General features: G+C 63.5%; 26 protein-coding genes and 1 pseudogene. 7 read left to right on the top strand and 20 right to left on the bottom strand.

Annotation, left to right across the window (positions count from 1 at the left end):
• Positions 1-13: 13 nt before the first annotated feature.
• Positions 14-2,626, bottom strand: coding sequence for an ATP-dependent chaperone ClpB (clpB, locus tag AB6724_RS00685; protein ID WP_369336577.1), 2,613 nt, complete (start codon positions 2,624-2,626; stop codon positions 14-16).
• Between the two features lie 131 nt (positions 2,627-2,757).
• Positions 2,758-3,666 (bottom strand): helix-turn-helix domain-containing protein, encoded by a 909-nt coding sequence (locus tag AB6724_RS00680; RefSeq protein ID WP_369336576.1) that lies wholly within the window; start codon positions 3,664-3,666, stop codon positions 2,758-2,760.
• A 134-nt stretch (positions 3,667-3,800) separates the two neighbouring features.
• On the opposite strand from AB6724_RS00680, the gene AB6724_RS00675 reads away from it, so the two are divergent.
• On the top strand, positions 3,801-4,694 hold the full coding sequence (locus tag AB6724_RS00675; RefSeq protein WP_369336575.1) for a DMT family transporter: 894 nt from the start codon (positions 3,801-3,803) through the stop codon (positions 4,692-4,694).
• An 88-nt stretch (positions 4,695-4,782) separates the two neighbouring features.
• On the opposite strand, the gene AB6724_RS00670 is transcribed toward AB6724_RS00675, so the two are convergent.
• A complete protein-coding gene (locus AB6724_RS00670) occupies positions 4,783-5,241 on the bottom strand; it encodes a molybdenum cofactor biosynthesis protein MoaE (RefSeq protein ID WP_369336574.1) in 459 nt (152 codons plus the stop codon).
• Between the two features lie 53 nt (positions 5,242-5,294).
• Here AB6724_RS00670 and AB6724_RS00665 point away from each other — a divergent pair, with 53 nt between their 5' ends.
• The gene (locus tag AB6724_RS00665; protein WP_369336573.1) at positions 5,295-5,549 is read left to right on the top strand and encodes a hypothetical protein; all 255 of its coding nucleotides are present in this window, start codon (positions 5,295-5,297) and stop codon (positions 5,547-5,549) included.
• A gap of 11 nt (positions 5,550-5,560) precedes the next feature.
• Complete coding sequence (locus AB6724_RS00660) at positions 5,561-5,887, top strand: hypothetical protein (RefSeq protein ID WP_369336572.1); 327 nt, start codon at positions 5,561-5,563, stop codon at positions 5,885-5,887.
• 79 nt (positions 5,888-5,966) lie between these two features.
• Here the strand turns inward: AB6724_RS00660 and AB6724_RS00655 are convergent, their stop codons facing one another.
• The 12 genes from AB6724_RS00655 to AB6724_RS00600 all read right to left on the bottom strand — a co-directional run bounded on the left by AB6724_RS00655 (position 5,967) and on the right by AB6724_RS00600 (position 17,346).
• Entirely contained in the window at positions 5,967-6,473 is a 507-nt protein-coding gene (locus AB6724_RS00655; RefSeq protein WP_369336571.1) for a hypothetical protein, read from the bottom strand.
• Positions 6,470-6,892, bottom strand: coding sequence for a winged helix DNA-binding protein (locus tag AB6724_RS00650; RefSeq protein WP_369336570.1), 423 nt, complete (start codon positions 6,890-6,892; stop codon positions 6,470-6,472). The genes AB6724_RS00655 and AB6724_RS00650 overlap by 4 nt, the downstream gene beginning before the upstream one ends.
• Positions 6,889-7,260 carry a GIY-YIG nuclease family protein gene (locus tag AB6724_RS00645; protein ID WP_369336569.1) on the bottom strand — a complete coding sequence of 124 codons (372 nt, stop codon included), beginning with the start codon at positions 7,258-7,260 and terminating at the stop codon, positions 6,889-6,891. Before AB6724_RS00645 ends, AB6724_RS00650 begins: the two co-directional genes overlap by 4 nt.
• A 276-nt stretch (positions 7,261-7,536) precedes the next feature.
• Complete coding sequence (locus AB6724_RS00640) at positions 7,537-7,890, bottom strand: recombinase family protein (RefSeq protein ID WP_369336568.1); 354 nt, start codon at positions 7,888-7,890, stop codon at positions 7,537-7,539.
• Entirely contained in the window at positions 7,887-9,314 is a 1,428-nt protein-coding gene (locus AB6724_RS00635) for a short-chain fatty acid transporter (RefSeq protein ID WP_369336567.1), read from the bottom strand. The genes AB6724_RS00640 and AB6724_RS00635 overlap by 4 nt, the downstream gene beginning before the upstream one ends.
• 269 nt (positions 9,315-9,583) lie before the next feature.
• A complete protein-coding gene (gene moaD / locus AB6724_RS00630; protein WP_369336566.1) occupies positions 9,584-9,838 on the bottom strand; it encodes a molybdopterin converting factor subunit 1 in 255 nt (84 codons plus the stop codon).
• Between the two features lie 10 nt (positions 9,839-9,848).
• Entirely contained in the window at positions 9,849-11,096 is a 1,248-nt protein-coding gene (locus tag AB6724_RS00625) for a molybdopterin molybdotransferase MoeA (protein ID WP_369336565.1), read from the bottom strand.
• Positions 11,097-11,110: 14 nt separating this feature from the next.
• Positions 11,111-11,713: a molybdopterin-guanine dinucleotide biosynthesis protein B gene (gene mobB / locus AB6724_RS00620; RefSeq protein ID WP_369336727.1), complete on the bottom strand. Its 603-nt coding sequence runs from the start codon at positions 11,711-11,713 to the stop codon at positions 11,111-11,113.
• 81 nt (positions 11,714-11,794) lie between these two features.
• Positions 11,795-13,219, bottom strand: coding sequence for a threonine synthase (gene thrC / locus AB6724_RS00615; protein WP_369336564.1), 1,425 nt, complete (start codon positions 13,217-13,219; stop codon positions 11,795-11,797).
• A gap of 146 nt (positions 13,220-13,365) precedes the next feature.
• Entirely contained in the window at positions 13,366-14,574 is a 1,209-nt protein-coding gene (locus AB6724_RS00610) for a hypothetical protein (RefSeq protein WP_369336563.1), read from the bottom strand.
• Positions 14,575-14,663: 89 nt separating this feature from the next.
• On the bottom strand, positions 14,664-15,998 hold the full coding sequence (locus tag AB6724_RS00605; protein ID WP_369336562.1) for a homoserine dehydrogenase: 1,335 nt from the start codon (positions 15,996-15,998) through the stop codon (positions 14,664-14,666).
• Positions 15,999-16,065: 67 nt separating this feature from the next.
• The gene (locus AB6724_RS00600; protein WP_369336561.1) at positions 16,066-17,346 is read right to left on the bottom strand and encodes a pyridoxal phosphate-dependent aminotransferase; all 1,281 of its coding nucleotides are present in this window, start codon (positions 17,344-17,346) and stop codon (positions 16,066-16,068) included.
• Positions 17,347-17,511: 165 nt separating this feature from the next.
• Here AB6724_RS00600 and AB6724_RS00595 point away from each other — a divergent pair, with 165 nt between their 5' ends.
• The 4 genes from AB6724_RS00595 (at position 17,512) to AB6724_RS00580 (ending at position 20,874) form a co-directional block, all read left to right on the top strand.
• Positions 17,512-17,880, top strand: a complete 369-nt coding sequence (locus tag AB6724_RS00595; protein ID WP_369336560.1) for an Mth938-like domain-containing protein — start codon at positions 17,512-17,514, stop codon at positions 17,878-17,880.
• 138 nt (positions 17,881-18,018) lie between these two features.
• Positions 18,019-18,507: a peroxiredoxin gene (locus AB6724_RS00590; protein WP_369336559.1), complete on the top strand. Its 489-nt coding sequence runs from the start codon at positions 18,019-18,021 to the stop codon at positions 18,505-18,507.
• Positions 18,508-18,729: 222 nt separating this feature from the next.
• The gene (locus AB6724_RS00585) at positions 18,730-20,463 is read left to right on the top strand and encodes a PhoH family protein (RefSeq protein WP_369336558.1); all 1,734 of its coding nucleotides are present in this window, start codon (positions 18,730-18,732) and stop codon (positions 20,461-20,463) included.
• Positions 20,464-20,466: 3 nt separating this feature from the next.
• Positions 20,467-20,874: a hypothetical protein gene (locus AB6724_RS00580; protein ID WP_369336557.1), complete on the top strand. Its 408-nt coding sequence runs from the start codon at positions 20,467-20,469 to the stop codon at positions 20,872-20,874.
• A 164-nt stretch (positions 20,875-21,038) separates the two neighbouring features.
• Here AB6724_RS00580 and AB6724_RS00575 read toward each other — a convergent pair.
• The 5 genes and pseudogenes from AB6724_RS00575 to priB form a co-directional block, all read right to left on the bottom strand.
• A pseudogene (locus AB6724_RS00575) lies at positions 21,039-21,837 on the bottom strand (IS5 family transposase).
• A 58-nt stretch (positions 21,838-21,895) separates the two neighbouring features.
• Positions 21,896-23,329, bottom strand: coding sequence for a replicative DNA helicase (gene dnaB / locus AB6724_RS00570; protein ID WP_369336556.1), 1,434 nt, complete (start codon positions 23,327-23,329; stop codon positions 21,896-21,898).
• A gap of 150 nt (positions 23,330-23,479) precedes the next feature.
• Complete coding sequence (gene rplI, locus AB6724_RS00565; RefSeq protein WP_369336555.1) at positions 23,480-23,932, bottom strand: 50S ribosomal protein L9; 453 nt, start codon at positions 23,930-23,932, stop codon at positions 23,480-23,482.
• A gap of 11 nt (positions 23,933-23,943) precedes the next feature.
• Positions 23,944-24,225 carry a 30S ribosomal protein S18 gene (rpsR, locus tag AB6724_RS00560; RefSeq protein WP_158386426.1) on the bottom strand — a complete coding sequence of 94 codons (282 nt, stop codon included), beginning with the start codon at positions 24,223-24,225 and terminating at the stop codon, positions 23,944-23,946.
• An 18-nt stretch (positions 24,226-24,243) separates the two neighbouring features.
• The gene (gene priB, locus AB6724_RS00555) at positions 24,244-24,534 is read right to left on the bottom strand and encodes a primosomal replication protein N (RefSeq protein WP_369336554.1); all 291 of its coding nucleotides are present in this window, start codon (positions 24,532-24,534) and stop codon (positions 24,244-24,246) included.
• Between the last annotated feature and the right edge of the window lie 3 nt (positions 24,535-24,537).

Below are 24,537 nucleotides of genomic sequence, written 5' to 3'. Positions count from 1 at the left end.
AGGGTCCGGGTCCTCAGGCCAGGCCTGCAGACTCGAACCGGAATACCCCGGGATCATTCACCGGGTCTACTGTCACTGCAATCGTACTCTTGGGCGGAAACCTGCCTTCAAGCAGCAACTTGGACAAAGGGTTTTCTATACGCTGCTGAATCGCGCGTTTGAGCGGACGGGCGCCGAACACCGGATCGAAACCGACCTTGGCCAGCTCGGCCAGGGCCTGGTCGGACACCAGCATGGACAGCTCCATCTTCTCCAGACGGCGCTCCAGCAGCTTGAGCTGGATTCTCGCAATCGCCTCGATGTTCTTGGCATCCAGAGCATGGAAGACCACGGTTTCATCGATGCGGTTGAGGAATTCGGGTCGAAAATGGTTTTTAAGTTCCCCCCAGACCGCTTCCTTGATCTCATCCGCATCCTGACCCACCATGGCCTGGATCAGATGGGAGCCGATATTGCTGGTCATCACGATCACGGTGTTCTTGAAGTCCACCGTGCGGCCCTGACCATCGGTCAGGCGGCCATCGTCCAGCACCTGCAGCAGCACGTTGAACACGTCGGGATGGGCTTTTTCCACCTCGTCCAGCAGCAGCACGCTATAGGGCTTGCGGCGCACGGCCTCGGTCAGGTAGCCGCCTTCCTCGTAACCCACATAGCCCGGAGGCGCACCTATCAAGCGTGCCACAGAGTGCTTTTCCATGAACTCGCTCATGTCAATGCGCACCAGATGCTCTTCGCTGTCGAAGAGGAAGCCTGCCAGCGCCTTGCACAGCTCGGTCTTGCCCACGCCCGTGGGGCCCAGGAACAGGAAGGAGCCCGTGGGACGGTTGGGGTCGGACAGGCCCGAGCGCGAACGGCGGATGGCATTGGCCACGGCCGAGATCGCCTCCTCCTGACCCACCACGCGCTCGTGCAGCTTGTCTTCCATGTGCAGCAGCTTGTCTTTTTCGCCCTGCATCATCTTGGCCACGGGGATGCCCGTGGCGCGGCTCACCACCTCGGCAATCTCTTCGGCGCCGACCTGGGTGCGCAGCAGCTTGTTGGCCGCCACGCCGCCCTGGCCTTCTTCCTTGGCCTGGGCCTCGTGCAGCTGCTTTTCAAGGCCCGGCAGCTTGCCGTATTGCAGCTCGGCCACCTTGTTGAAGTCGCCCTTGCGCTTGTATTCGTCGATCTGTATGCGCAGCTGGTCGATTTCCTTGCGGATCTGCTCCGAACCCTGGGCGCTGGCCTTCTCGGCCTTCCAGACCTCTTCAAGGTCCGCGTATTCGCGCTCGAGGTTCTCGAGATCCTCCTCGATCAGCTGCAGCCGCTTTTGCGAAGCCTCGTCCTTTTCCTTCTTCATGGCCTCGCGCTCGATCTTGAGCTGGATCATGCGGCGCTCCAGCCTGTCCATTTCCTCGGGCTTGGAGTCGATCTCGATCTTGATCTTGGCCGCGGCCTCGTCGATCAGGTCGATGGCCTTGTCGGGCAGGAAGCGGTCGGTGATATAGCGGTGCGACAGCTCGGCCGCGGCCACGATGGCCGGGTCGGTGATGTCCACGCCGTGGTGGGCCTCGTACTTGACCTGCAGACCGCGCAGGATGGCGATGGTGTCCTCGACCGAGGGCTCGTCCACGATCACCTTCTGGAAGCGCCGCTCCAGGGCCGCGTCCTTCTCGATGTATTTGCGGTATTCATCGAGCGTAGTCGCTCCCACGCAGTGCAGCTCGCCGCGCGCCAGCGCCGGCTTGAGCATATTGCCCGCATCCATGGCGCCGTCGGCCTTGCCCGCACCCACCATGGTGTGGATTTCGTCGATGAAGAGAATGATGCGGCCTTCATCCTGCGCAATTTCCTTGAGCACGGATTTGAGACGCTCCTCGAAGTCGCCGCGGTATTTGGCGCCGGCCAGCAGGCCCGCCATATCCAGCGACAGCACGCGCTTGTCCTTCAGCGATTCGGGCACCTCGCCGGCCACGATGCGCTGGGCCAGGCCCTCGACGATGGCGGTCTTGCCCACGCCGGGCTCGCCGATCAGCACGGGATTGTTCTTGCTGCGGCGCTGCAGCACCTGGATGGCGCGGCGGATCTCGTCGTCGCGGCCGATCACGGGGTCCAGCTTGCCGCTGCGCGCGCGCTCGGTCAGGTCCAGCGTGTACTTCTTCAGCGCCTCGCGCTGGCCTTCGGCCTCGGCGCTGTCCACCTTCTGGCCTCCGCGCACGGCATTGATCGCCGCTTCCAGGCTGGACTTGCTCACGCCGCTTTGCTTGAGCAGGGCGCCGGCGCGCGTGGCCGAGCCCGCGGCATCGGCCAGCGCCAGCAGATACAGCTCGCTGGCAATGAACTGGTCGCCGCGCTTCATGGCCTCCTTGTCGGTCGCCTGCAGCAAGCGATCGAGCTCCGAGCCCACGCGCACATCGCCCTGCTGCTGCACGCGCGGCAGCTCGCCCATGGCCTGCTCGGCCAGGCTCTTGAGCTGCTGCACATTGGCGCCCGCGCGCTGCAGCAGCGCGCCGGGGCCGTCCGGCTGGCGCAGCATGGCCACCAGCAGGTGCAGCGGGTCGATGGTGGATTGGTCGGCACCCAGCGCCAGGGACTGCGCGTCGGCCAAGGCTTCTTGGAATTTTGTCGTCAGTTTGTCAATTCGCATGGTGTTCAGCTTTCGCTCCAGATCAGAGTCATTGGCAATAATCTGTGAGTGCAAGAGGGATTTTCAAGACCCGAGGCCGCAACAAAGCGCCGTTCTTGCGCCAGATCAAGCCGGTCCGGCGCAAATCACCGTCAAGCATCCCGCTGCAGCCGCAGGAATTGCGTAGGAGTAAATCCAAAATGCTTGCGAAAGCAGCGCAGCAGATGACTGGCGCTGGAAAAGCCGGTCTCGGCCGCCAGCAGCGCCAGCCCCGGCGCGCCTGCCCGGCCCTGCAGCCGCTGGCGCACCGCGCACAGGCGCCGCTGCAGCACCCAGTCGTGCACGGTGCAGCCCATGCTCTGGTGGAACATGCGCGCGAAGTGGTACTCGGACAGGGCCGCAACCTCGGCCAGGCCCGAAAGACTCAGGGCCCGGACATCGGCCAGATGGGCATCCACATAGTCGAGCACCCGGCGCCGCACCACGGGCGAAAGCCCGCCCAGCGGCCGCGCCAGCCTTTGCCGGTAGCGGGGCGCGGCCGACTGCAGCACCAGCCGGTCCAGAATCTGCTGGCTCAGCGTATCGGCGCGCAACGCATCGTGAGGGTCGCTCCAGTCCAGCCGCCACAGGCCCTGGGCCCATTGCGCATAGACCGGGTCGACGGCATAGATCTGCGGCATCAGGGTCATGCTGCGCGGCTCCGCATCCAGCAGGCGCACCGCACGCTCGGCCCAGGCCATGTCGGAGACATAGAGATGCAGAAACTGCACGGGCTCGCGCACCAGCCAGTGCGACTCGTGCTCGGCCGGAAAGACGCAGAAGCGCCCGGCCTCGCCCCTGAGATCCGCATCCCCCTTGAGCTGCGAGCCCCGGCCGCCGGCCAGATAGACGGACAGGGTGTGGTGCCCCTGCCGGCAATAGTGCACCTCGTCATCGCTGTTGGCCCAGATGGCCAGCTCCAGCGACTGGCTCAGGCAGGCCTTGCGCCTGAGCTGCGCGCGCGAGCCCGCCAGCACCTGGCTTAGGTGTGAGGGATCGGGCAGGGAAACCGCAGCGGGCATGACAGCATTTTGTCCCAGCCTCAGGGGCTGCGCCCGCGCATGGCTTGGCGCAGCGCGACAAAACCGCAGGAATATGCAATCCCGCCCCGCTGCTGCCGCGCATGATCGCGGCATCCGTCGATACCGAGAATTCCATGCTGCTGCCTCTATATGCCCTGGTCGTGCTGATCTGGGGCTCCACCTGGATTGCGCTGAAGATGCAGCTGGGCAGCGTGCCCGTCGAGCTGTCCATTGCCTACCGCTTCGGCCTCGCGGCCCTGCTGCTGTTTGCCTGGCTGCTGCTGACCCGCCAGTGGCGCGTACCGCGCGGCGCTGCCCTGCCCCGCGTGCTGGGCCAGGGCCTGTGCCTGTTCAGCCTGAACTTTGTCTGCTTCATGCATGCCAGCGAGACGCTGACCAGCGGCCTGGCCGCCGTGGTGTTTTCCAGCGCCAGCATCTGGAATGCCTTCCTGGCCCGGTTGATCCACGGCCGCAGGCTGGCGCCGAATGTGCTCGCGGGCAGCGCCCTGGGACTGGCCGGCCTGCTCGCCCTCTTCTGGCCCGAGCTGCAGCAGGGCCAGCATGCAAGCTGGCAGGGCCTGGCCTGGGCCCTGGCCGGCACGCTGTGCTTTTCCTGCGGCAATATGCTCTCCGCCTCGCTGCAGAGCCTGGGCTACCGGCCGCTGCACACCAATGCCTGGGGCATGCTGGCCGGCACGGCCCTGCTGCTGGCCTATGCGCTGGTCGCTGGCCTGCCCTGGCGCTTCGACATGAGCCTGACCTACACCGGCGCACTGCTGTATCTGGCCATTCCGGGCTCGGTGATCGCCTTTACCGCCTATCTGACCCTGGTGGGCAGGCTGGGTCCCGAGAAAGCCGCCTATGCCACCGTACTGTTTCCCATCGTGGCGCTCAATATCTCGGCCCTGGCCGAGGGCTATCAATGGACGCCGCTGGGGGGGCTAGGCCTGCTGCTGGTGATGGGCGGCAATGTGCTGGTCTTCAGGCCGCCGAGCTGGCTGCAACCGAACTTCCTTCAAAAAGCATAGCTTCTACCGCCTTTCTACATATAGTTTCAGATAATTTTCCATCTGAAACTCAATGAATAAAGGCGCAAGCAGCTATCAATTCATAGATCTATTCCCATCTCGCCAGCGCCTGCTCGTCGCTCACGCGCGCATCCACCCAGCGCGCGCCCTGTTCGGTCTGCTCCTTCTTCCAGAACGGAGCTTCGGACTTCAGATAGTCCATGATGTATTCGCAGGCCTCGAAGGACTTGCCGCGGTGGGCGCTGGTCACGGCCACCAGCACGATTTGCTCCATGGGCGCCAGCAGGCCGATGCGGTGGATCACGCGCGCGCCGTAGATGCCGAAGCGCTGCACGGCCTTGTCGATGATGGCCTCGATGGATTTCTCGGTCATGCCCGGGTAGTGCTCCAGCTCCATGCTGGAGACGGCATCGCCCTCGTTGCGGTCGCGCACCGTGCCCACGAAGCTGCAGACCGCGCCCACGCGCGCATCGCCGGCGCGCAGGGCCGCGATCTCGGTTGACACATCGAAGTCCTGGGTCTGTATGGATACACATGCAGCAGTCATGCCCGCATTGTCGCAGGCCTGCACGGCTGCGTGGGCCGCATTAGCATTGCGCCATGGCCACACAAACCATCAATTTGCCGGAGTACACGCTGTACCCCTCGCCGCGCAACGAGCACCGGATGATTTTCGAATTCCAGCTCTTTGTGCCCTACCCCTATGAACTGATCCACCTGCCCGACTACAACTTCAAGGGCAAGGCCTCGCTGTTCGCCGCGCACCGCAAGCATGACAACAGGTCGGGCCAGCTCATCACCTGTGAACTGGCCGAGGACCTGGCGCGTTTCGAGCGCCTGTTCGAACCCGGTTGAGAGGAGCTGCGATGGACGACACCAGCCAGATTCAGCCGCCGCCCAGTTTTGCCGATCTGTTTCGCAGCCGCAGCGGCAAGCTGTCGGCCCCTATTGCTGAGGTCGTAGCGCGCTACGAGCTTTGCGAAGACCTGGCCTGCCATCTGACCGAGCAGGCACAGACGCTTTACCACTCGGGCAACTCCTCCGAAGAGCAGGTGCTGCTAGGCATGCATGCAGGCCTGGCCGCCGAAGGCTCGGTGGTCAGCGCGGCAGAAGCCGGCTGGATCGTGCAGCGCCTGGCCGAGCTGCTGGAATGGCGCACGCCGCAGCTGCCGGCGCCGCCGGCCGAAGCCTGAGGTTGCGGATCCGGCCCAGCCCTGGCGATGGATTGGCCGGCGCCGGATGGCCTATCTCAAGCGCAATTCCGGGCCCGCATCACAGATCTCCAGGCGGTGCATGCAAACGCTGCCATGCCAATGCCCGCCAGACCGGCGTGCCATAGGCGGCCACCAGATCACGCCCGATTTCGACCCAGGCCGGGTCGTCCGGGCTCAGGCCCAAAGCCTCGATGAAAGGCGCTTGCACGATGAAGCACTGGCGCCGGTAAGGCAGCAGGAATCCTTGGCCTTGCTGCTCGAGCACGGCGCGTGCCTCGGCATACTCGCTGAACCAGATGTGCAGCAGGATGCCGGTACGCGGCACATGCCAGAAGCCGCCCAGGTCATCACCGGGGACGGCCAGGCCGGACAGCACGCGGCGCGCATGCTCCCAGTCGGCAAAGCCCAGCTCACGCGCAACCTCGTGCAGCACATCGCGCAGGCGGGTGGCGCCGGCGCTGCCTTCGCGCCGCGCGCGGTTCAGCCGCACGCGGGCACGCACCTTGAGTTCATCGACCAGGGCCTCGGGGGCGAGCCCCCTGCGCTCCGACACTGCAGTCTTCATAGCTTTCCCCGTACCGGCAGGGCCAGTCGCTCCAGCAGCAGCTGGCAGCCCGCCAATGTGCTGGCATCCGTGCCCAGAGCTTGCAAGGCCTGGGCGTAGACCGCCTCCGTCGTTCGCCTGGCCTCTGCCAGCAGCTGGCGGCCCGCCGGGCGCAGCCGCACCAGGTCGTCCGCGCGCTCCAGCAGACCGGTTTTTTCCATGGGCAGCAGTTGGCGCAGCGTGGCCGTGGGAGCTTGCAGCAGGGTTTTGGCCAGGGCCGCCAAGGCCAGGCCTTGAGGTTGCGGCTCCAGCGCGTTCAGCAGCTGGTAGTCGCCCAGGTTCAGCCCATGCCAGTCGCCCAGGCGCTCATCCAGACGCTGCTGCAGCACGGCCTGGGCGTGCCACAGCGTGGCGCCAAAGTTCAAGGCCTGGGTGCTCATGGCTGCTCTCCGGCGGCCATGGACTCGGGCTGCAGCTCGGCCTGCCACAGCGCCAGCAGGGCCTGCAGCTCGGTCTCGTAGTCGAAGTCCGGATCGTCACGCTGCTTGACGCGGTCCAGCACCTCGAAACGAAAAGCCTGCTCACCATGGCTGGCCCAGGCCCGGGACAGCGCGGCATCGCGCTGCAAGCCGGTGGCAAGTTCAAAGCGTATGCGGTTGAGCATGCCGTCCACATTGCGGCTGGCGCCCAGGCGCAGCAGGCCGGCGGCATCGCAGCGCACGGCGTAAATGCCCAAAAGGGGAAAGGATTGCTTGTAGTCCCGCACCAAAGCGCGGCGCGCCTGGAGGGAAAGAGAGGAGGAAGTCATGACAGTGCTCCGGGTTGCGTGCACAGCCCCCCGCGCTGGGCCCGTACGGCAACCATGGTCTGTCAGAACATGATCCGAATCAAAACAGGGGTGAGAGCCTCTTGTGCGGGCAGGCGCCCCCTTGGCACCTGAAGCCTGCATTGTAAGTCTTGGCGGCCAGGGCAGCTAAACCTCAAGGCTCAATCGGCCTCCAGCCTAGTGACAACAAGCGCCAAGCGCTATCAAAACAAGGCCGTGCAGCGAGCGCCGCACGGCTTTTCCATGGTCGTTGCGGCCTCAGGCCTCGCCAGGCTCCGCCGCCTTCCAGTCCGCATAGCGGTTCAGAATGCGCTGCACCTGCCCGTGCGTCCATTCGCCGCCCTTGGCCGCCGCGATGCCACGCGCATTGAGCTCGGCCGCCATGGCGCGATGGGTGAGTCCTTTGGCCTGCAGCTCGGCAAACAGCGCTTCATGCTGCCTGGCAAAGGCATCGGCCGCCGACTTGCGCTTTTCCACCGTGGCGCGGATATTGGCCGCGCCTGCCGAGCCGAGCTTGACGCCGCGCTCGCGCGCTTCGGCCAGCGCCTTGCGGGTGCGGGCGCTGATCTCGGGGTTTACTTCGCTGGAAGGCAAATCGGTTGCTTGGGTCATGGCATCACAGGGGGGATATAGCTCAGGGTCTGACCCAGGAACCATAGCAGGAACAGCACCAGCGGTGTGTGGACCAGCAGCTGCACAAAGCTGAAACCGATCAGATCGCGCGCCTTCAGTCCCAGCACGCCCAACAGCGGCAGCATGTAGAAGGGGTTGATCAGATTGGGCAGGGCTTCGGCCGCGTTGTAGATCTGCACGGCCCAGCCCAGGTGGTAGTGCAAATCATTGGCCACCTGCATCACATAGGGTGCTTCGATGATCCACTTGCCGCCGCCCGAGGGCAGGAAAAAGCCCAGCACGGCCGAGTAGGTGCCCATGAGCAGCGCATAGGTGTCGTGCGTGGCGAAATGGGTGAAGAAGGTGGAGATATGGTGGGCGATGCTCGCACCGTCCGCCCCCTTGACCTCGGTCATGATGGCCGCGATCGCGCCATAGAGCGGGAACTGGATCAGCACGCCGGTGGTGGTGGGCACGGCGCGCGCCACGGCATCGAGGAAGCTGCGCGGACGCCAGTGCAGCAGCGCACCCACCATCAGAAAGATCAGGTTGTAGGTGTTGAGGCCCGAGATCGCCTGGATGAAGGGCTTGCTCGAGAACTCCTCGATCATCCAGCCCGCGGTCAGCAACACCAGGAAGATGATGAGCAGCGGGCTGTATTCCAGCCATTCGCCGGGACGGCTGGGCTTGGCCGCGGCCTTCACGGCCTCGGCCTGGATATCCACCTCGCACTGCGCGGCATCGCGGGCCGTCTTGTCTGCCGGAGCCGTCATATAGGCCACGACGATGGACACCACCATCAGTAACGCCAGCATCACGCCGGACTGCCACATGAAGATGGTCTGCGTGAACGGAATCACCCCGGTGATCGCCAGAATGCCGGGCGGCAGGCTGGCCGCATTGGCCTGCAGCTGCGCTGCCGAAGACGAGATGCCCAGCGCCCAGACGGCGCCCAGGCCCAGATAGGCCGCAGCGCCCGCGGCGCGGTAATCCATCTTGATGTCGGTGCGGCGCGCCAGGGCCTTGACCAGCAGGCCGCCGAAGACCAGGCTCAGGCCCCAGTTCAGCAGCGAGGCCGTCATGGACACAAAAGCCACCCAGGCCACGGCCGAGCGGCCGTTGCGCGGCACGCGGGCCAGGGCCTCGATGAGCCGGGATGCGGGCCCGGAACTGGCCACCACATAGCCGCCTATCACCACGAAGGCCATCTGCATGGTGAAGGGGATCAGACTCCAGAAACCCTTGCCGAAGGCCTTGCTGGTGTCCTGCACGGGCACGCCGATCGCAAAGGCCGCAAGCACCACGATGCAGATGCCGACCACGGCAAACACCCAGGAATCCGGGAACCACTTTTCCGCCCAGCTCGCACAGCGCATGGCAAAGCGCGCCGAGCGGGTCTCCTCCATATTGACGTGAGTTGTCATGAGTTCAACGCTTTCTTGCTTAAAGAAGCGCTGCATTCTCTGAAAGGAAAGTCGTCCAAACGACAAAAACACCCATGGGATAACCCTAGTAGGTAGTCCCACGCTGCAGCCTCCATGCGGGCCGCGACCGACCCCAAGGAGAGCGGCGCGCCCATGAAAAAACGGCCTGCGCCGCCAGGCACAGGCCGTTGCATATCGGCCATCCGGACACCGCTGCGGCCAGGCTATCGCCTCCTCACCGGGAAGCCGGCGGCTCGGGTGGATGCCGTTCAGCCGCCGGTCACGGGCGGAAAAAACGCCACTTCGTCGCCGCTGCGGATTTCGGTATCGCCCTCGCACATGGTCTGGTTCAGCGCCATGCGCACGGCCTTGCCCGCAGCCAGGGCCTGGGCTGCGGCAGCGCTGCGGCCCATGAGCTCCTCACGCAGCGCGCCCACGGTGGCCGCTGCCGTCTGCAGGCTTTCATGGCCGGTGCCCATGGCTTCGCGAATCGAGGCGAAGTATCGGACGGTGATCTGATGCATGCCGACTCCTTCAGGCCATGAGTTCTGCAAACGGAATAAAGCGCACGCTATCGCCTTCGGCAATGGCGGTGCCTGCGGGGTTGTCCACCACGCCATCGCCCCAGGCCGTGGAGGTCAGCACGCCCGAGCTCTGGTTGCGGAACAGTTCGAGCCCGCCTTTTTCGTTGTAGCGCACGCGCAGGAATTCGCGGCGCTTGTCGCCCTTGGGCCAGGCGAAGTCCGCCCGGGCTTCAATCGCGCGCGGCAGCACATGCTGCACGCCCTGCAGACGCAGCAGGAAGGGGCGCACCAGCACCTGGAAGGTCACAAAGCTGGACACCGGATTGCCGGGCAGGCCAATGAAATGCGCAAAGCCCGTGCCAGACCCGCGATTGACGCGGCCATAGGCAAAAGGCTTGCCGGGCTTGATGCTGATCTGCCAGAGGTCGAGCTGGCCCAGATGCTGCACCGCGGGCCTGATATGGTCTTCCTCGCCCACCGAGACGCCGCCGCTGGTGACGATCACATCGTGGTCCATGGCGGCATCGGCCAGCGTGGCAATCGTGGCCTCGCGGTCGTCGGGAACAATGCCCAGATCCGTGACCTCGCAGCCCATGCGCAGCAGCAAGGCGCGCAGAAAGAAGCGGTTGCTGTTGTAGATGCTGCCGGGTTTCATGTCCTGCGGCGCCACGGTGCCGGGCATGACCAGCTCGTCCCCCGTGGAGAACAGGGCCACACGCGGCCTGCGTGCCACCTGCAAGCGCGCAAAGCCCATGCTGGCAGCCAGCCCCAGATGGGCGGGCGTGAGCCGCGTGCCCGCTTCTATGACCGTGGCGCCCTGCGCGATGTCCTCGCCCGAGCGGCGTATCCACTGCCCCGCCTCGGGCCGGGCCTTGATGCACACGCGGCCGTCATCCAGGGCTTCGCAGTCTTCCTGCATCACGATGGCATCGGCCCCCGCGGGCACGGGCGCGCCGGTGAAGATGCGCGCCACCGAGCCTGCGGCCAGGGCCTCGGGCGCGGTGCCCGCGGGAATGCGCTGCGAGACCGGCAGCACCGCATCCCCGCCCGCGCATTCGGCGGCCCGCACCGCATAGCCGTCCATGGCCGAGTTGTCCTGCGGCGGCACCTGCAGCGGCGATACCGCGGCCTGCAGCAGCACCCGGCCGTCGGCATCAAAAGTATCTACCTGCTGTGCACCCGCCAAGGGCTGGGCATGGGCCAGCAGCTCCTGCAGGGCTTGGTCCAGGGGCTTGAGCGGTTTGCGCTGTGCTTGCATTGCGATGTCTTTCCTCAATTCTTGTATTCCAGAGAGTCTGCCCTATCCAGCAGCCACTGCAGCACGGCCTGCGGCCGGTTCAGGTCCAGCACCGGCTGGCTGGGCGCTTGCGGCAGGTCCCGGGCCGCATCGGTGGCCACGGCCAGCACCCTGGCGTCGTGCGGGTACAGGGGCTCTATGCTCTTGCCCTGCTCCAGCCGGTCCTGCTGCCGGCGCCAGACCTCGATCTTGGGCATATCGCCATGCTTGAAGCCTTCCACCAGCACCCAGTCCACGCCCGGGTCCAGCTGGGCCAGCATGTCGTGCACGCTGAGCTCCAGAGGCTGTTCGTGCTCGCGCATCAGCGCCATGCGTTTCTCCGAAGCCAGCAGCACCTCATAGGCTCCGGCCTTGCGATGGCGCCAGCTGTCCTTGCCCTCGCGGTCCACATCGAACAGATGATGGGCATGCTTGACGACCGAGACCCTGAGCCCGCGCTGCCTCAGCAGCGCCACCAGGGCCTCGACCAGCGTGGTCTTGCCCACGCCCGAATATCCGGCAAAGCCTATGACCTTCATGCCTGCATCACCTCTGTTGCGCCTTCCTGTTTTGAGAGCTGCGCGCGCCTTCTGCGCCAGCGTTTAGCGGCATTTTCATGCCAAAAGAAAAGCACCTGCAGCCAGGCTCCAGGTGCTTGTCCAGCTTAATGCCGCAGGGCTTTATTTGCAGTTTGCGGCAATAAAGGCCTTGACCTGTTCCACATCGGAGGCCATCACGACCACGCGCTTGGGCAGGTTCTCGATGCCGTCGAACTTGGCGGGACGATCGGGCGAACGGCCCAACGCCTCTTCGATGGTCGCGGCGAACTTGATGGGCAAGGCCGTCTCAAGCACGATCATGGGCTCGGAGCCCAGATGCTCGCGCGCCACCTTCACGCCGTCGGCGGTATGGGTGTCGATCATCTGGCCGAAGCGCCGGTACGTATCCTTGATCGTGGCCAGGCGGTCGGCGTGCGTGCTCTTGCCGCTCACGAAGCCGTACTTGGCGGCCGCATCCTTGAAGGCGGGATCGGTGCTCAGATCGAACTTGCCCGCCTTGGCCACGCCTTCTGCGAACAGCTGCTTGGTGCGCACGCCGTCACGCCCCACCAGGTCGAATACGAAGCGCTCGAAATTGCTGGCCTTGGAGATATCCATCGAGGGGCTCGATGTCTCGTAGGTATTGGCCGAGCCGCGCACCTGGTAGACGCCGGTGCGGAAGAACTCGTCGAGCACATCGTTTTCGTTGGTGGCCACCACCAGCTTGGTAATCGGCAGGCCCATCTGGCGCGCCACATGGCCCGCGCAGATATTGCCGAAGTTGCCGCTGGGCACGGTGAAGCTCACCTTTTCGGCATTCGACTTCGTGGCTTGCAGATAGCCCGCAAAGTAGTAGACCACCTGGGCCAGCAGACGCGCCCAGTTGATGGAATTGACGGTGCCGATCTTGTACCGAGCCTTGAAGCCGTGGTCGTTGGAGACGGCCTTGACGATGTCCTGGCAGTCGTCGAACACGCCTTCGATGGCGATGTTGTGGATGTTCTCGTCCTGCAGACTGAACATCTGCGCCTGCTGGAAGGGACTCATGCGGCCATGGGGGCTGGTCATGAAGACGCGCACGCCTTTTTTGCCGCGCATCGCGTACTCGGCCGCGCTGCCGGTGTCGCCGCTGGTGGCGCCCAGAATATTGAGTTCCTCGCCGCGGCGGGCCAGTTCGTACTCGAACAGATTGCCCAGCAGCTGCATGGCCATGTCCTTGAAGGCCAGCGTCGGGCCGTTGGACAGGGCTTCGATCAGCAGATGGCCCTCGACCTGGCGCACGGGAACGATGGCCGCGGTGCCGAAGACTTCCTGGGTATAGGTCTTGGCGCACAGGGCGCGCAGATCGGCGGCGGGAATATCGTCGATGTACAGCGACAGGATCTCGAAGGCCAGGGCCGCATAGCCCTGGGTCGCCAGGGTTTCGCGCAGCTGGCTCAGCTTGGCATCGCTGATCTGAGGGTACTCGACAGGCAGGTACAGGCCGCCGTCAGGTGCCAGGCCTTCGAGCAGGATGTCACAAAAACGCTTGCGGTCCGCATGGCCGCGGGTGGACAGATACAGCATCTCAAACTCGCCAAAAACAGAATTCAGAACGGGCAGCCAAACGAGCAGAAGTCATGCCGCCGAGCTTTCCATTATCGGTCAGCACACGCCCGACCACCCTGCGCCAATGCAGAAACCGCCCAACGTTATTGCATAGAGTCGATTCATCAAGGCTGCAGATAGCGCTGCGCGCCGGGCTTGATATAGGGTCTGAAGTCCTTGAACGCAATGCTCACGCCACTGCCCAGACAAGCGCCCATCGCATGGCCAATGCCGGAGATCACAAAGCTCACGGCAGCCGGGGTCTCGATCATGGGCACCATGAACTCCGCCAGATAGTCCGTGCAGCCGCCAGCTCCTCCCTGGTCAGCATCTTGCTTGGCTGCAACTTTGGCTATTTTTTTCACTAGTGCATCCGCATATTCGAAGCCGTTTTCTCCATATCTGGAGTCTTTGAACAAGCGTCTGAAATCCATATAGCCGCCTTTGCGCAAATCCAGCACAAAGGGATTGAAATGGTTGTTGGGGTGGGCACCGCCACAGTCGGTGGAGCCTGACTCCACCACGCTCATCAAGGCCGTCGACAGATAGCTGACCTGGATCCGCTCGTCGTTGTAATTGCCGAGAGAGCCCGCAGCAGGCCCCAGGTTCAGATAGATGGAGGATTTGCAGGCCAGCGCATCAAGACTCATGGCCCAGTGGCGTTGCTCCAGCAAGGCATTGGTCTGGGCCAGAATTTTTGCGTCTGGGTGGCGGCTAAGGCGCGGATACCAGAACTGCGTACGCGCGTCGCGTACCGGTCGCCACGCCAGATTGGGCGCCAGCACCACCTCCTTGCCCTGCCCCAAAGGCTGCAAGCTCATGCGCAGATAGTCGTAAGGCGCGGTTTTTTCGCTGATCGTCACATCCTGGGAGATGCCGCTGCCCGAGCCCTGAACAATGGCCCTGGTCACGGCTTCCACGCCTTTGGGTTCCAGCGCCTCGGGGTCGTAATGGGCAATGCGCTTGAGCTTGAGCGGCAGCTTTTTGCCGCGAATGCCGTCCACCCATTCGCCACTCAGACTGCCATCACCCTGCTGCTGCACGTTCCAGACCACGGCACGCTGCTCGGCATCCGTGAACAGCGGCGCATCTGCACCCAGCTTTTCCGTCAATTCCGGCGTCAGCGGCTGGGCCTCGGCCAAGGCATTGAGCGGACCTTTGAGAGGGATATCTACGCCGTATCGCGGGTAAAAATAGCGCCCCTCGCGTGCACCATCGGTCCGAGGCCTGCCCAGCTCCATCACCACTTCGGAGCCGCCCAGCGTGCCGCGATAGACATCCACGGGCGCAGCCAAGGCCAGGCCCGATGCAGAAACAGCAAAGGCCAGCGCCACAGGGCGCCAGCCTTTGAAAAAGCCTGTGCGCCGATCGCACCGAACAGAGAACTCTCCGGCTTGAGTGCGATAGCGCATGAGCTGCCTTCTTAGTTGAGTTCTTCCTTGCGGATACGGGTGATAGGCGCCAACACGGTGGGCAGGCTCTGAATTTCAGCCAGCGCCTGGTTCATATCGCCTTCGCGCGTATCGTGCGTGAGGATGATGAGGTCGGTCTGGGTCGAGCCCTCGCCGCCCACTTCGTCGGCTTCGCGCTGCAGCACGGCGTCGATGCTGATGCCGGCACCGGCCAGCAGGCCCGTGATCTTGGCCAGCACGCCGGCCTCGTCGGCCACGCGGATGCGCAGGTAATAGCTGGTCACGACCTCGGTCATGGGCAGCACCGGCAGTTCATGGCCGGCGGCCGCCAAGGTGTGGCTCTGAAAAGCCAGGGCCGGCACGCGGTGGGCGGGGTCCGAACCGTCCATGCGCGCGATGTCCACCAGGTCGGCGATCACGGCCGAGGCCGTGGGCTCGGAGCCCGCGCCCTTGCCGTAGTACAGCGTCGTGCCCACGGCATCGGCATGCACGACCACGGCATTCATCGCGCCTTCCACATTGGCGATCAGGCGCTTGGCCGGCACCAGCGAGGGGTGCACGCGCAGCTCGATGCCCTTGTCGGTGCGCTTGGTGATGCCCAGCAGCTTGATGCGGTAGCCCAGTTGCTCGGCGTAGCGGATGTCGGTGGCGGTCAGCTTGGTGATGCCTTCCACATAGGCCTTGTCGAACTGCACGGGGATGCCGAAGGCGATGGCGCTCATCAGCGTGGCCTTGTGGGCGGCATCCACGCCTTCGATGTCGAACGTGGGATCGGCTTCGGCATAGCCCAGACGCTGGGCTTCCTTGAGCACCACCTCGAAGTCCAGGCCCTTGTCGCGCATCTCGGACAGGATGAAATTGGTCGTGCCGTTGATGATGCCGGCCACCCACTGGATGGAGTTGGCCGTCAGGCCTTCGCGCAGCGCCTTGATGATGGGAATGCCGCCGGCCACGGCAGCCTCGTAGGCCACCATCACGCCCTTCTCGGCGGCGGCCTTGAAGATTTCCGTGCCGTGCACGGCCAGCAGCGCCTTGTTGGCCGTGACCACATGCTTGCCGGCCGCAATGGCTTCGAGCACCAGGGCCTTGGCGATGCCGTAGCCGCCGATCAGCTCGACCACCACGTCGATCTCGGGATTGGCAATGATCTCGCGCGCATCGCCGACCACCTTGGCCTTGTCGCCCACCACGCTCTTGGCGCGCGCGGTATCCAAGTCGGCCACCATGGTAATTTCAATGCCACGACCCGCACGACGGCGAATCTCGTCTTGGTTGCGTTCCAGCACATTGAAAGTACCGCTACCCACGGTGCCAATGCCCAACAGGCCTACTTGGATTGGTTTCATAAACTTCAGAGGTAAAAACGCTGCAGCGCTTGACTGCCAAGCGCCTACAGCTATCGAAAAGAAAGCGTTATGCGGCTTTTTCCGCCTTGGCGGCCTTGAGCTCGGTCACGACCTTGGGCTTGTCCGTGCCGTGGCGCTTGCGGTATTTCTCGAGGAAGGCCGCCAGACGGTTGATGGCTTCGCGCAGGTCCGCCTCATGCGGCAGGAAGACGATGCGGAAATGGTCGGGATGCGGCCAGTTGAAGCCCGTGCCCTGCACCAGCATGACCTTGGTTTCCTGCAGTGCCTCGAGGAAGAACTCCTGATCGTCCTGGATCGGATAGACCGCTGGGTCCAGGCGCGGGAACATGTACAGCGCGCCCTGGGGCTTGACGCAGGAGACGCCGGGAATGGCGTTGATCAGCTCCCAGGCCAGGTCGCGCTGCACGCGCAGACGGCCGCCTTCCTTGACCAGCTCGTCAATGCTCTGATGACCGCCCAGCGCCGTCTGCACGGCCCACTGGCCGGGCACGTTGGCGCACAGACGCATATTGGAGAGCATGTTCAGGCCCTCGATATAGTCCTTGGCAGGCTTTTTATCGCCCGAGATCACCATCCAGCCGGCACGGTAGCCGCAGCTGCGGTAGGCCTTGGACAGGGAGTTGAAGGTGATGGTCAGCACATCAGTGGACAGGCTGCCCAGCGGCGTGTGCTTGGCATCGTCGTACAGCACCTTGTCGTAGACCTCGTCGGCGAAGATCACCAGACCGTGCTCGCGGGCGATCTGCACAATCTCCAGCAGCAGCTCCTTGGAGTACAGCGCGCCCGTGGGATTGTTGGGGTTGATGACCACAATGGCCTTGGTGCGCGGCGTGATCTTGGCACGGATGTCATCCAGGCGCGGCATCCAGCCATTGGCCTCGTCGCACATATAGTGCACGGGCGTGCCACCGGACAGGCTGGAGACGGCCGTCCACAGCGGATAGTCGGGGGCGGGCAGCAGCATTTCGTCGCCGTTGTCCAGCAGCGCGTTGGTTGCCAGGGCGATCAGCTCGGAGGCGCCATTGCCCAGATAGATATCGTCGAGCGTCACGCCCTTGATGCCCTGGCGCTGGGTTTCGTGCATCACGGCCTTGCGCGCAGCGAAGATGCCCTTGCTGTCGGAGTAGCCGGCCGAGTTGGGCAGGTTGCGGATCATGTCCTGCTGCACTTCCTCGGGCGCATCGAAGCCGAACACGGCGAGGTTGCCGATATTGAGCTTGATGATCTTCTGCCCGTCTTCCTCCATCTTCTTCGCCGCGTCCATGATCGGCCCGCGGATGTCGTAACAGACGTTTGCTAATTTGGCGGATTTTTGAACGGTTTTCATGCGCTTCAGTAGAAAAGGATTTCAGGCACGCCACGCTGCCCTTGGCATCATGGTGAAACCTATAATTTAAGCACAGTTCCGCGCTGCAGCAATGTCCCCACCCTCTGTACATGGAGACAGCAGCCATCGCCCCCGCCAAGCGCGCCGATTGCGCACACTCTTCATATGAAATTCCAGGCAGACAAATCCGATGCGCAAACCATTACCGGCTATGGTCCGGGCTGGATTGCCGTCGACAAGCAAAACCACGAAACCAGCCTGTTGGTGGGCTCGCAGGGCCTGCTCAAGACCTGGAGCTGCGCGCGCTTCGAGGACCTGACGGCGGCCCACTTCGAGGAACTGGCCCAGCTGGAGGCGGAGGTCATCATCTTTGGCAGCGGCAGCAGGAACCGCTTTCCACCCGTGGCCTGGCTCAAGCCCCTGATGGCCAAGCGCGTGGGACTGGAGACCATGGATACGGCCTCGGCCTGCCGCACCTACAACGTGCTTGCCGGCGAGGGCCGCAATGTGGTGGCAGCCCTGCTCCTTGTATAGCCATATCCCATTGATTGAGAGAAATACGTATTTCGGAGTAAAATCGCAGGTTGCGGTTGGGGGCGCTCGATAGATAAAAGCAAAAATACCACCGACGCCTTCGGCATTTCAACGACTACACCCGAGAGATTCAAGCGCATGGCGATCGTTGTCAACAAACCCCTTCCTGAATTTGAGGCCAACGCTACCGGTGGCATCAAGGTGTCCAACACCTCGCACAACGGCCAGATTCTGATCCTGTATTTCTATCCCAAGGACAATACGCCCGGTTGTACCACGGAAGCAATGCAATTCCGCGATAAATACAAGGATTTCATCAAGGCCGGAGCCACCGTATTCGGCGTCTCGCGCGACAACATGAAGTCCCATGACGACTTCAAGGAAAAGCTCGAACTCCCCTTCGAGCTGATCGCCGACACCGAAGAAAAAATGTGCCACATGTTCGGCGTGGTCAAGAACAAGATCATGTACGGCAAGAAGGTCAAGGGCATCGAGCGCTCCACCTTCCTGGTCGGCCCCGACGGCACCCTGGTGCAGGAGTGGCGCGGCCTGAAAGTGCCCGGCCATGTGGACGAAGTGCTCAAGGCCGTCAAGGCCATCAAGGCACAGGACAAGAAAGTGGCCTGAACAGGCCCGCCGTTGAAGACCTTGCCAAGGCCTACACCCAAAGCATTGCAAAGTCTTTAACCAGGCCTGAACAGGAAATACCGCTTTCGGCCGGCCCAGGCTATGCATAATGGGGCAATGCCTCAGCGCTACGCAGTTTTTCCTGTTCACCCGACCAAAGCCGCCTCGGTTTCCAGGCGGCTTTGTGCTTTTTGAATCTTGTTGAGGAACGGTTCGTCCACTATGCCCCTGCCTCCCGCCCCCGGCCATCGCGCCGCAAAGCTTTCCGCAGAAGCCTTCCTGCCCAAGCGCAACACCGCCAAGCAGGCTGCGCAACCTGACGACGATCTGCACACTCCGGCGCTCAACGGCGATGCCGTGGCCAGTGCTGCGCCGGCGGCCGCCAAGCCACGCCGCAGTGCCGGCAAGGCCGAGACCGCCGCTGCCAAGAAGCCGCGCAAGACGGCCGCGGCTCAGCCCGCCGTGGAGGCGAAAGCACCTGCGCCCGCAGCCGCCGCCCCTGCCAAGACTCCGGTCGAAAGCGCCGCCAAGCAGGCCCGCCGCGCGCGCAACACGCGCACCGGCCCGACCACGCTGTTCGTGCTGGACACCAATGTGCTGCTGCACGACCCCAGCAGCCTGTTCCGCTTCGAGGAACACGACATCTTCCTGCCCATGGTGGTGCTCGAAGAGCTGGACAACCACAAAAAGGGCATGACCGAAGTCGCGCGCAACGGCCGCCAGGTCAGCCGCACGCTGGACTCCCTGGTCGCCTCCCAGCCCGCCGACGGCCTCGAAAAAGGCTTGCCGCTGAACGCCACGGGCCAGCGCACCGCCACGGGCACGCTCTACTTCCAGACCCAGCCGCTGGATGCAGCCCTGCCCGAAAGCTTGCCCCAGGGTAAGGCCGACAACCAGATCCTGGGCGTGGTGGCCGCACTGCGCGAGCAGCACAAGGACCGCGAAGTGGTGCTGGTGTCCAAGGACATCAATATGCGCGTCAAGGCGCGCGCCCTGGGCCTGGCCGCCGAGGACTATCAGAACGACAAGGTGCTCGAAGACGGCGATCTGCTGTACTCGGGCGCCCTGGCCCTGCCCCACGACTTCTGGGCCAAGGCCGGCAAGAACGTGGAGAGCTGGCAGGAAGGCTCCATCACCTACTACCGTGTCAGCGGCACCATCGTCGACCAGCTGATGATCAATCAGTTCGTCTACTATGAGGCGCCGGGCGAGCCCAGCCTCTATATGCGCGTGACCGAGATCCGCGACAAGACGGCCGTGCTCAAGACGCTGCGCGACTTCGGCAACCCCAAGAATGCCGTCTGGGGCGTGTCCACGCGCAACCGCGAGCAAAACTTCGCGATGAATCTGCTGGTCAACCCCGATGTGGACTTCGTCACCCTCACGGGCACGGCCGGCACCGGCAAGACCCTGTTGGCCCTGGCCGCGGGCCTGGCCCAGGTGCTGGACGAGCGCCGCTATACCGAGATCATCATGACCCGCGCCACGGTGAGCGTGGGCGAGGACATCGGTTTCCTGCCCGGCACCGAGGAAGAGAAGATGGGGCCCTGGATGGGAGCTCTCGACGACAACCTCGAGTTCCTGGCCAAGGGCGACGGCGGCAACGCCGGCGAATGGGGCCGCGCCGCGACCAACGAGCTGATCCGCAGCCGCATCAAGATCAAGAGCATGAACTTCATGCGCGGCCGCACCTTCCTGAACAAGTACGTGATCATCGACGAGGCGCAGAACCTGACGCCCAAGCAGATGAAGACCCTGATCACGCGTGCCGGCCCCGGCACCAAGATCATCTGCATGGGCAATCTGGCCCAGATCGACACGCCCTACCTGACCGAAGGCAGCTCGGGCTTGACCTATGTGGTGGACCGCTTCAAGGGCTGGCCCCACAGCGGCCACATCACGCTGGCACGCGGCGAGCGCTCGCGCCTGGCCGACTTTGCGAGCGAGGTACTCTAAGCCATGGCTATCAGCTGGATCAGCGCGCTGAAGATGGTGCCCTGGGGCGATGTGATCAAGGCCACGCCCCAGGTCGTCAAGGCCGCCCAGGGCCTTCTGAAGAAAAAGGAAGCCCAGGCCGAGGCCCACGAGCAGGATCTCAGCGCCCAGCAGGCGGAGCAGAAGCTCTCGCCCCCCAGGTCCGCGGGCGAGCAGGCCTTGCTGCTGATCCAGCACCTGGAAGCGCGCATCGCCCAGCTCGAGCAGTCCCAGCGCCAGTCGCTGGAGATCATCGAGAAGCTGGCCCAGCAGAACTCCCAGATCGTGGCCACCGTGGGCGCGCTGCGCACAGGCGCCCAGCGCCTGGCCTGGGCCTGCGGCATCCTGGGCGCCTGCATGATCGGCCTGCTCATCTACCTGTTCAGGCACTGATCCGGCCACGCAAAAAAACAAGCCCGCAGGCATGACGCCTGCGGGCTTTTCTTTTGGTGCCTTCAACCTGATAGCTGGTCGCGCTTGGCATTCATAGATTTCATATTCATAGAGTTACGGAACCCATGTTCGACAAGCGCCGACAGCTATGATTTTTAGAGTGGCTAACACCACCGATCCACGAAGCGCGCACAGATGATCGCTGCCGCCAGTTTCAGCAGCGCTTCGTGGATATCCAGCCGTCGTTCAAAGCGGATTCGCAGCTTGCCAAAGCCTGCAAACCATCCATGCGTTCGCTCCACCACCCAGCGATGCTTGCCCAGTCGCTCGCTACTCTCAACGCCTCGCCTGGCAATGCGGCTGGCGATGCCCCGTTGCCTCAGGTGCGCACGGCAACGCTTGTAGTCATAGCTCTTGTCGGCGTGCAGCTTCGATGGTCTTTTGCGAGGGCGCCCTCCCAAGCCTGCAATCGCAGGAATCGCGTCCACGCACCTCTCGAACATCTTGGAGTCGTGCCGGTTTGCGCCGCTGACCAAGATCACTAGGGGAATGCCTCTGGCATCTACAACGATATGTCGCTTGGACTCTGTCCGTGGGGTTGGGGCCCGTTTCCTGGCCCCCCCGGGGGCTTGGCACCGAGGAGCCATCAATGCTGGCCCGGCTCCAGTCGATCTGGTCATGTTCACGCAAGCGAGTCAGCATGGCTTGGTGCAACTGCTCCCAGACACCAGCGGCATTCCAGTCGCGCAGGCGCCGCCAGCAAGTCATGCCGCTGCCATACCCAAGGGATTGGGGAAGGTCTTCCCATGGAATGCCTGTTTGCAGCACAAACAGGATGCCGTTGAGGGCGGCTTCATCGCTGACTGTGAGCTTGCGCGCACCGCCTTTGGCAGAAGGTACGAAGGCTGGGATCAGGGGTTGTAGCTGTCGCCACAATTCTTTGCTTACGGGTCGTCGTGCCATGAGGGCAGCGAGCATAACTGCTTTGCGGGGGCCTGTGACGAAGTGATGTTAGCCACTCTTAGTATTCGTCGCTGCCGTAGCCCTGGGCCAGGTTCTCGAAGCGCGTCTGGTTCTTCTGGAAGAACAGCTTCACCGTGCCCGTCGGGCCGTTACGCTGCTTGCCGATGATGACCTCGGCAATATTCGGCTCCTTGCTGTCCTTGTTGTAGTAGTCGTCGCGGTAGATGAACATGATGATGTCCGCGTCCTGCTCGATGGCGCCCGATTCGCGCAGGTCGGACATCATGGGCCGCTTGTCGGTACGTTGCTCCACCGAGCGGTTGAGCTGGGACAGCGCGATCACCGGGCATTGCAGCTCCTTGGCCAGCATCTTCAGACCCCGGGAGATCTCGCCCAGCTCGGTGGCGCGATTGTCGGAACTGGCCGCCGACCCCGATCCGCTCATCAGCTGCAGATAGTCGACCACGATGAGGCCGAGCTTGCCGCACTGGCGCGCCAGGCGCCGCGCATTGGCACGCAACTCCGTGGGGGACAGGCCCGGCGTCTCGTCGATATGCAGCGACACCGTGCGCAGCCGCTCGATGGCCTCGGTCAGCCGCGGCCACTCGTCGTCGCTGAGCTTGCCGGTGCGCAGATTGCCCTGGTTCACGCGGCCGATGGAGCCCACGATACGAACCGCCAGCTGGGCCGCGCCCATTTCCATGGAGAAGATGGCGACCGGCAGGCCTTCGTTGAGCGCCACATGCTCGGCAATATTCACGGCGAACGAGGTCTTGCCCATGGACGGGCGCGCGGCCAGCACCACCATGTCACCGGCCTGCAGGCCGCTGGTCATGCGGTCCAGATCGACGAAACCCGTGGGCACGCCGGTCACGTCCATAGGATTGTCGGCCATCTCCTGGACGCGGTCCAGCAGGTCCACCACCAGCGTATCCAGCGACTGGAAACCCTGCTTGTTGCGCGCCCCCTCCTCGCCGATGGCCATGATCTTCTGCTCGGCCTCGTCGAGGATGCGCTCCACCGTCTTGCCCTGCTGGTTGAAGGCATTGGTCGCGATCTCGTCGCTGGCCGTCACCAGCTTGCGCAGAATGGCGCGCTCGCGCACGATTTCCGCATAGCGGCGGATATTGCTGGCACTGGGCACGTACTGAGCCAGCTGGTTCAGATACATCAGGCCGCCGATTTCCTCGGCCTTGCCTATGCCCTGCAGATGCTCGTAGACCGTGATCACGTCGGCCGGCTTGCTGGCATTGATCAGCTTGCCTATGGCCTCATAGATCAGCTTGTGCTCGTGGCGGTAGAAATCCCCGTCGGTGAGAAGATCGCCGACGCGGTCCCAGGCATTGTTGTCCAGCAGCAGGCCGCCGAGCACCGAGGACTCCGACTCCATGGAATGCGGCGGCACGCGCAGCTGCGCCACCTGCTGATCCGCAGGCGGCACCGGCGCGAAGGCATCATCTTCCAGATCGAGCGGGGGCATTACAGACGACATGAGACTCCTTGGGGCAAGTTCTCCATCGTAGCCGGAGGCGGCAACGACGTCACCCTTGGGGGAACTAGAAAAACACCGGCGACGGCGGCATCGCCAGAAAACAAAAAACCGCCCGAAGGCGGCTTCTTGCCAATTCAGAACAAGTCTGGATTAGGAGTGGTCGCCGTACACGGAGACGGAGACTTCTGCGGACACGTCCGTGTGCAGAGCCACCAGCACGGTAGCGTCGCCAACCATCTTCAGAGGACCGTTGGGCATGCGAACCTGTGCCTTGTGCACTTCGAAGCCTGCCTTTTGCAGTTCTTCGGCGATGTCGGCGTTGGTGATGGAACCAAACAGACGACCGTCAACACCGGCCTTCTGAGTGATCTTCACGCTGGCGCCGTTGAGCTTTTCGCCCAGGGCTTGAGCGGCGGCCAGCTTCTCGGCAGCAGCCTTTTCCAGTTCGGCGCGCTTGGCTTCGAACTCGGCCTTGGCTGCAGCCGTGGCGCGACGGGCAGCGCCCGTGGGGATCAGGAAGTTGCGGGCGTAGCCGTCCTTGACCTTGACGATATCGCCCAGGTTACCCAGGTTCACAACCTTGTCGAGCAGAATAATTTGCATGTTCGTGCTCCTTAGATCTTGTGCTGGTCAGAGTAGGGAACCAGAGCCAGGAAGCGAGCGCGCTTGATGGCAGTGTTCAGCTGACGCTGGTAGATGGCGCGCGTGCCGGTCAGGCGTGCGGGCACGATCTTGCCGTTTTCAGCGATGAAGTCGCGCAGGGTGTCGACATCCTTGTAGTCGATTTCTTCGACGCCGGCGACGGTGAAGCGGCAGAAGCGCTTGCGCTTGAACAGCAGCGACTGGGTGTTGCGCTTAGGACGCTTGTCCTTGTTGAATTTCTTGAACGTGGCCATTTCTGGACCTCTTGAAAATTAGTTTTGTTGAATGTCCTGAATGTGCAAAACCAGCATCTTGGTGTTGCGCGGCGTGGCCAGAAAACCTTGAAAGGTCCATTGGCTGCCGGGGGCCTGGCGGGCCAGCTTTTCAGCCAGCGAGCCAAAGGCAACAGCTTTGACAGATGCCGTGACGTTGCGCAGATTGCCTGCTTCCTGATGCTGAGAACTGTGTTCAATCCTCACGTCCAGGGCGGGCAGTCCGGCGGGCGTGTAGCGCAGAGCGGCTTGCTCGGCCAGTGTTCCCGTCAATACAACGCGGTTTTCCACTCC

This window comes from Comamonas guangdongensis, from assembly GCF_041079535.1.
Taxonomy (GTDB): domain Bacteria; phylum Pseudomonadota; class Gammaproteobacteria; order Burkholderiales; family Burkholderiaceae_C; genus Comamonas; species Comamonas guangdongensis.
This window is presented reverse-complemented; position numbering and strand designations above follow the sequence as displayed.

What these genes read in the sequence shown, in the direction of transcription:
- thrC (WP_369336564.1), bottom strand. Translation starts at nt 13,219, where the DNA reads ATGCTGTATCTGTCCACCCGCGGCCATGCGGACCGCAAGCGTTTTTGT.
- AB6724_RS00595 (WP_369336560.1), top strand. Translation starts at nt 17,512, where the DNA reads ATGAAATTCCAGGCAGACAAATCCGATGCGCAAACCATTACCGGCTAT.
- AB6724_RS00590 (WP_369336559.1), top strand. Translation starts at nt 18,019, where the DNA reads ATGGCGATCGTTGTCAACAAACCCCTTCCTGAATTTGAGGCCAACGCT.
- AB6724_RS00675 (WP_369336575.1), top strand. Translation starts at nt 3,801, where the DNA reads ATGCTGCTGCCTCTATATGCCCTGGTCGTGCTGATCTGGGGCTCCACC.
- AB6724_RS00670 (WP_369336574.1), bottom strand. Translation starts at nt 5,241, where the DNA reads ATGACTGCTGCATGTGTATCCATACAGACCCAGGACTTCGATGTGTCA.
- AB6724_RS00655 (WP_369336571.1), bottom strand. Translation starts at nt 6,473, where the DNA reads ATGAAGACTGCAGTGTCGGAGCGCAGGGGGCTCGCCCCCGAGGCCCTG.
- AB6724_RS00600 (WP_369336561.1), bottom strand. Translation starts at nt 17,346, where the DNA reads ATGAAAACCGTTCAAAAATCCGCCAAATTAGCAAACGTCTGTTACGAC.
- AB6724_RS00645 (WP_369336569.1), bottom strand. Translation starts at nt 7,260, where the DNA reads ATGACTTCCTCCTCTCTTTCCCTCCAGGCGCGCCGCGCTTTGGTGCGG.
- AB6724_RS00650 (WP_369336570.1), bottom strand. Translation starts at nt 6,892, where the DNA reads ATGAGCACCCAGGCCTTGAACTTTGGCGCCACGCTGTGGCACGCCCAG.
- AB6724_RS00625 (WP_369336565.1), bottom strand. Translation starts at nt 11,096, where the DNA reads ATGCAAGCACAGCGCAAACCGCTCAAGCCCCTGGACCAAGCCCTGCAG.
- clpB (WP_369336577.1), bottom strand. Translation starts at nt 2,626, where the DNA reads ATGCGAATTGACAAACTGACGACAAAATTCCAAGAAGCCTTGGCCGAC.
- AB6724_RS00660 (WP_369336572.1), top strand. Translation starts at nt 5,561, where the DNA reads ATGGACGACACCAGCCAGATTCAGCCGCCGCCCAGTTTTGCCGATCTG.
- rpsR (WP_158386426.1), bottom strand. Translation starts at nt 24,225, where the DNA reads ATGGCCACGTTCAAGAAATTCAACAAGGACAAGCGTCCTAAGCGCAAC.
- moaD (WP_369336566.1), bottom strand. Translation starts at nt 9,838, where the DNA reads ATGCATCAGATCACCGTCCGATACTTCGCCTCGATTCGCGAAGCCATG.
- rplI (WP_369336555.1), bottom strand. Translation starts at nt 23,932, where the DNA reads ATGCAAATTATTCTGCTCGACAAGGTTGTGAACCTGGGTAACCTGGGC.
- AB6724_RS00680 (WP_369336576.1), bottom strand. Translation starts at nt 3,666, where the DNA reads ATGCCCGCTGCGGTTTCCCTGCCCGATCCCTCACACCTAAGCCAGGTG.
- AB6724_RS00605 (WP_369336562.1), bottom strand. Translation starts at nt 15,998, where the DNA reads ATGAAACCAATCCAAGTAGGCCTGTTGGGCATTGGCACCGTGGGTAGC.
- AB6724_RS00585 (WP_369336558.1), top strand. Translation starts at nt 18,730, where the DNA reads ATGCCCCTGCCTCCCGCCCCCGGCCATCGCGCCGCAAAGCTTTCCGCA.
- AB6724_RS00665 (WP_369336573.1), top strand. Translation starts at nt 5,295, where the DNA reads ATGGCCACACAAACCATCAATTTGCCGGAGTACACGCTGTACCCCTCG.
- AB6724_RS00580 (WP_369336557.1), top strand. Translation starts at nt 20,467, where the DNA reads ATGGCTATCAGCTGGATCAGCGCGCTGAAGATGGTGCCCTGGGGCGAT.
- dnaB (WP_369336556.1), bottom strand. Translation starts at nt 23,329, where the DNA reads ATGTCGTCTGTAATGCCCCCGCTCGATCTGGAAGATGATGCCTTCGCG.
- AB6724_RS00640 (WP_369336568.1), bottom strand. Translation starts at nt 7,890, where the DNA reads ATGACCCAAGCAACCGATTTGCCTTCCAGCGAAGTAAACCCCGAGATC.
- AB6724_RS00635 (WP_369336567.1), bottom strand. Translation starts at nt 9,314, where the DNA reads ATGACAACTCACGTCAATATGGAGGAGACCCGCTCGGCGCGCTTTGCC.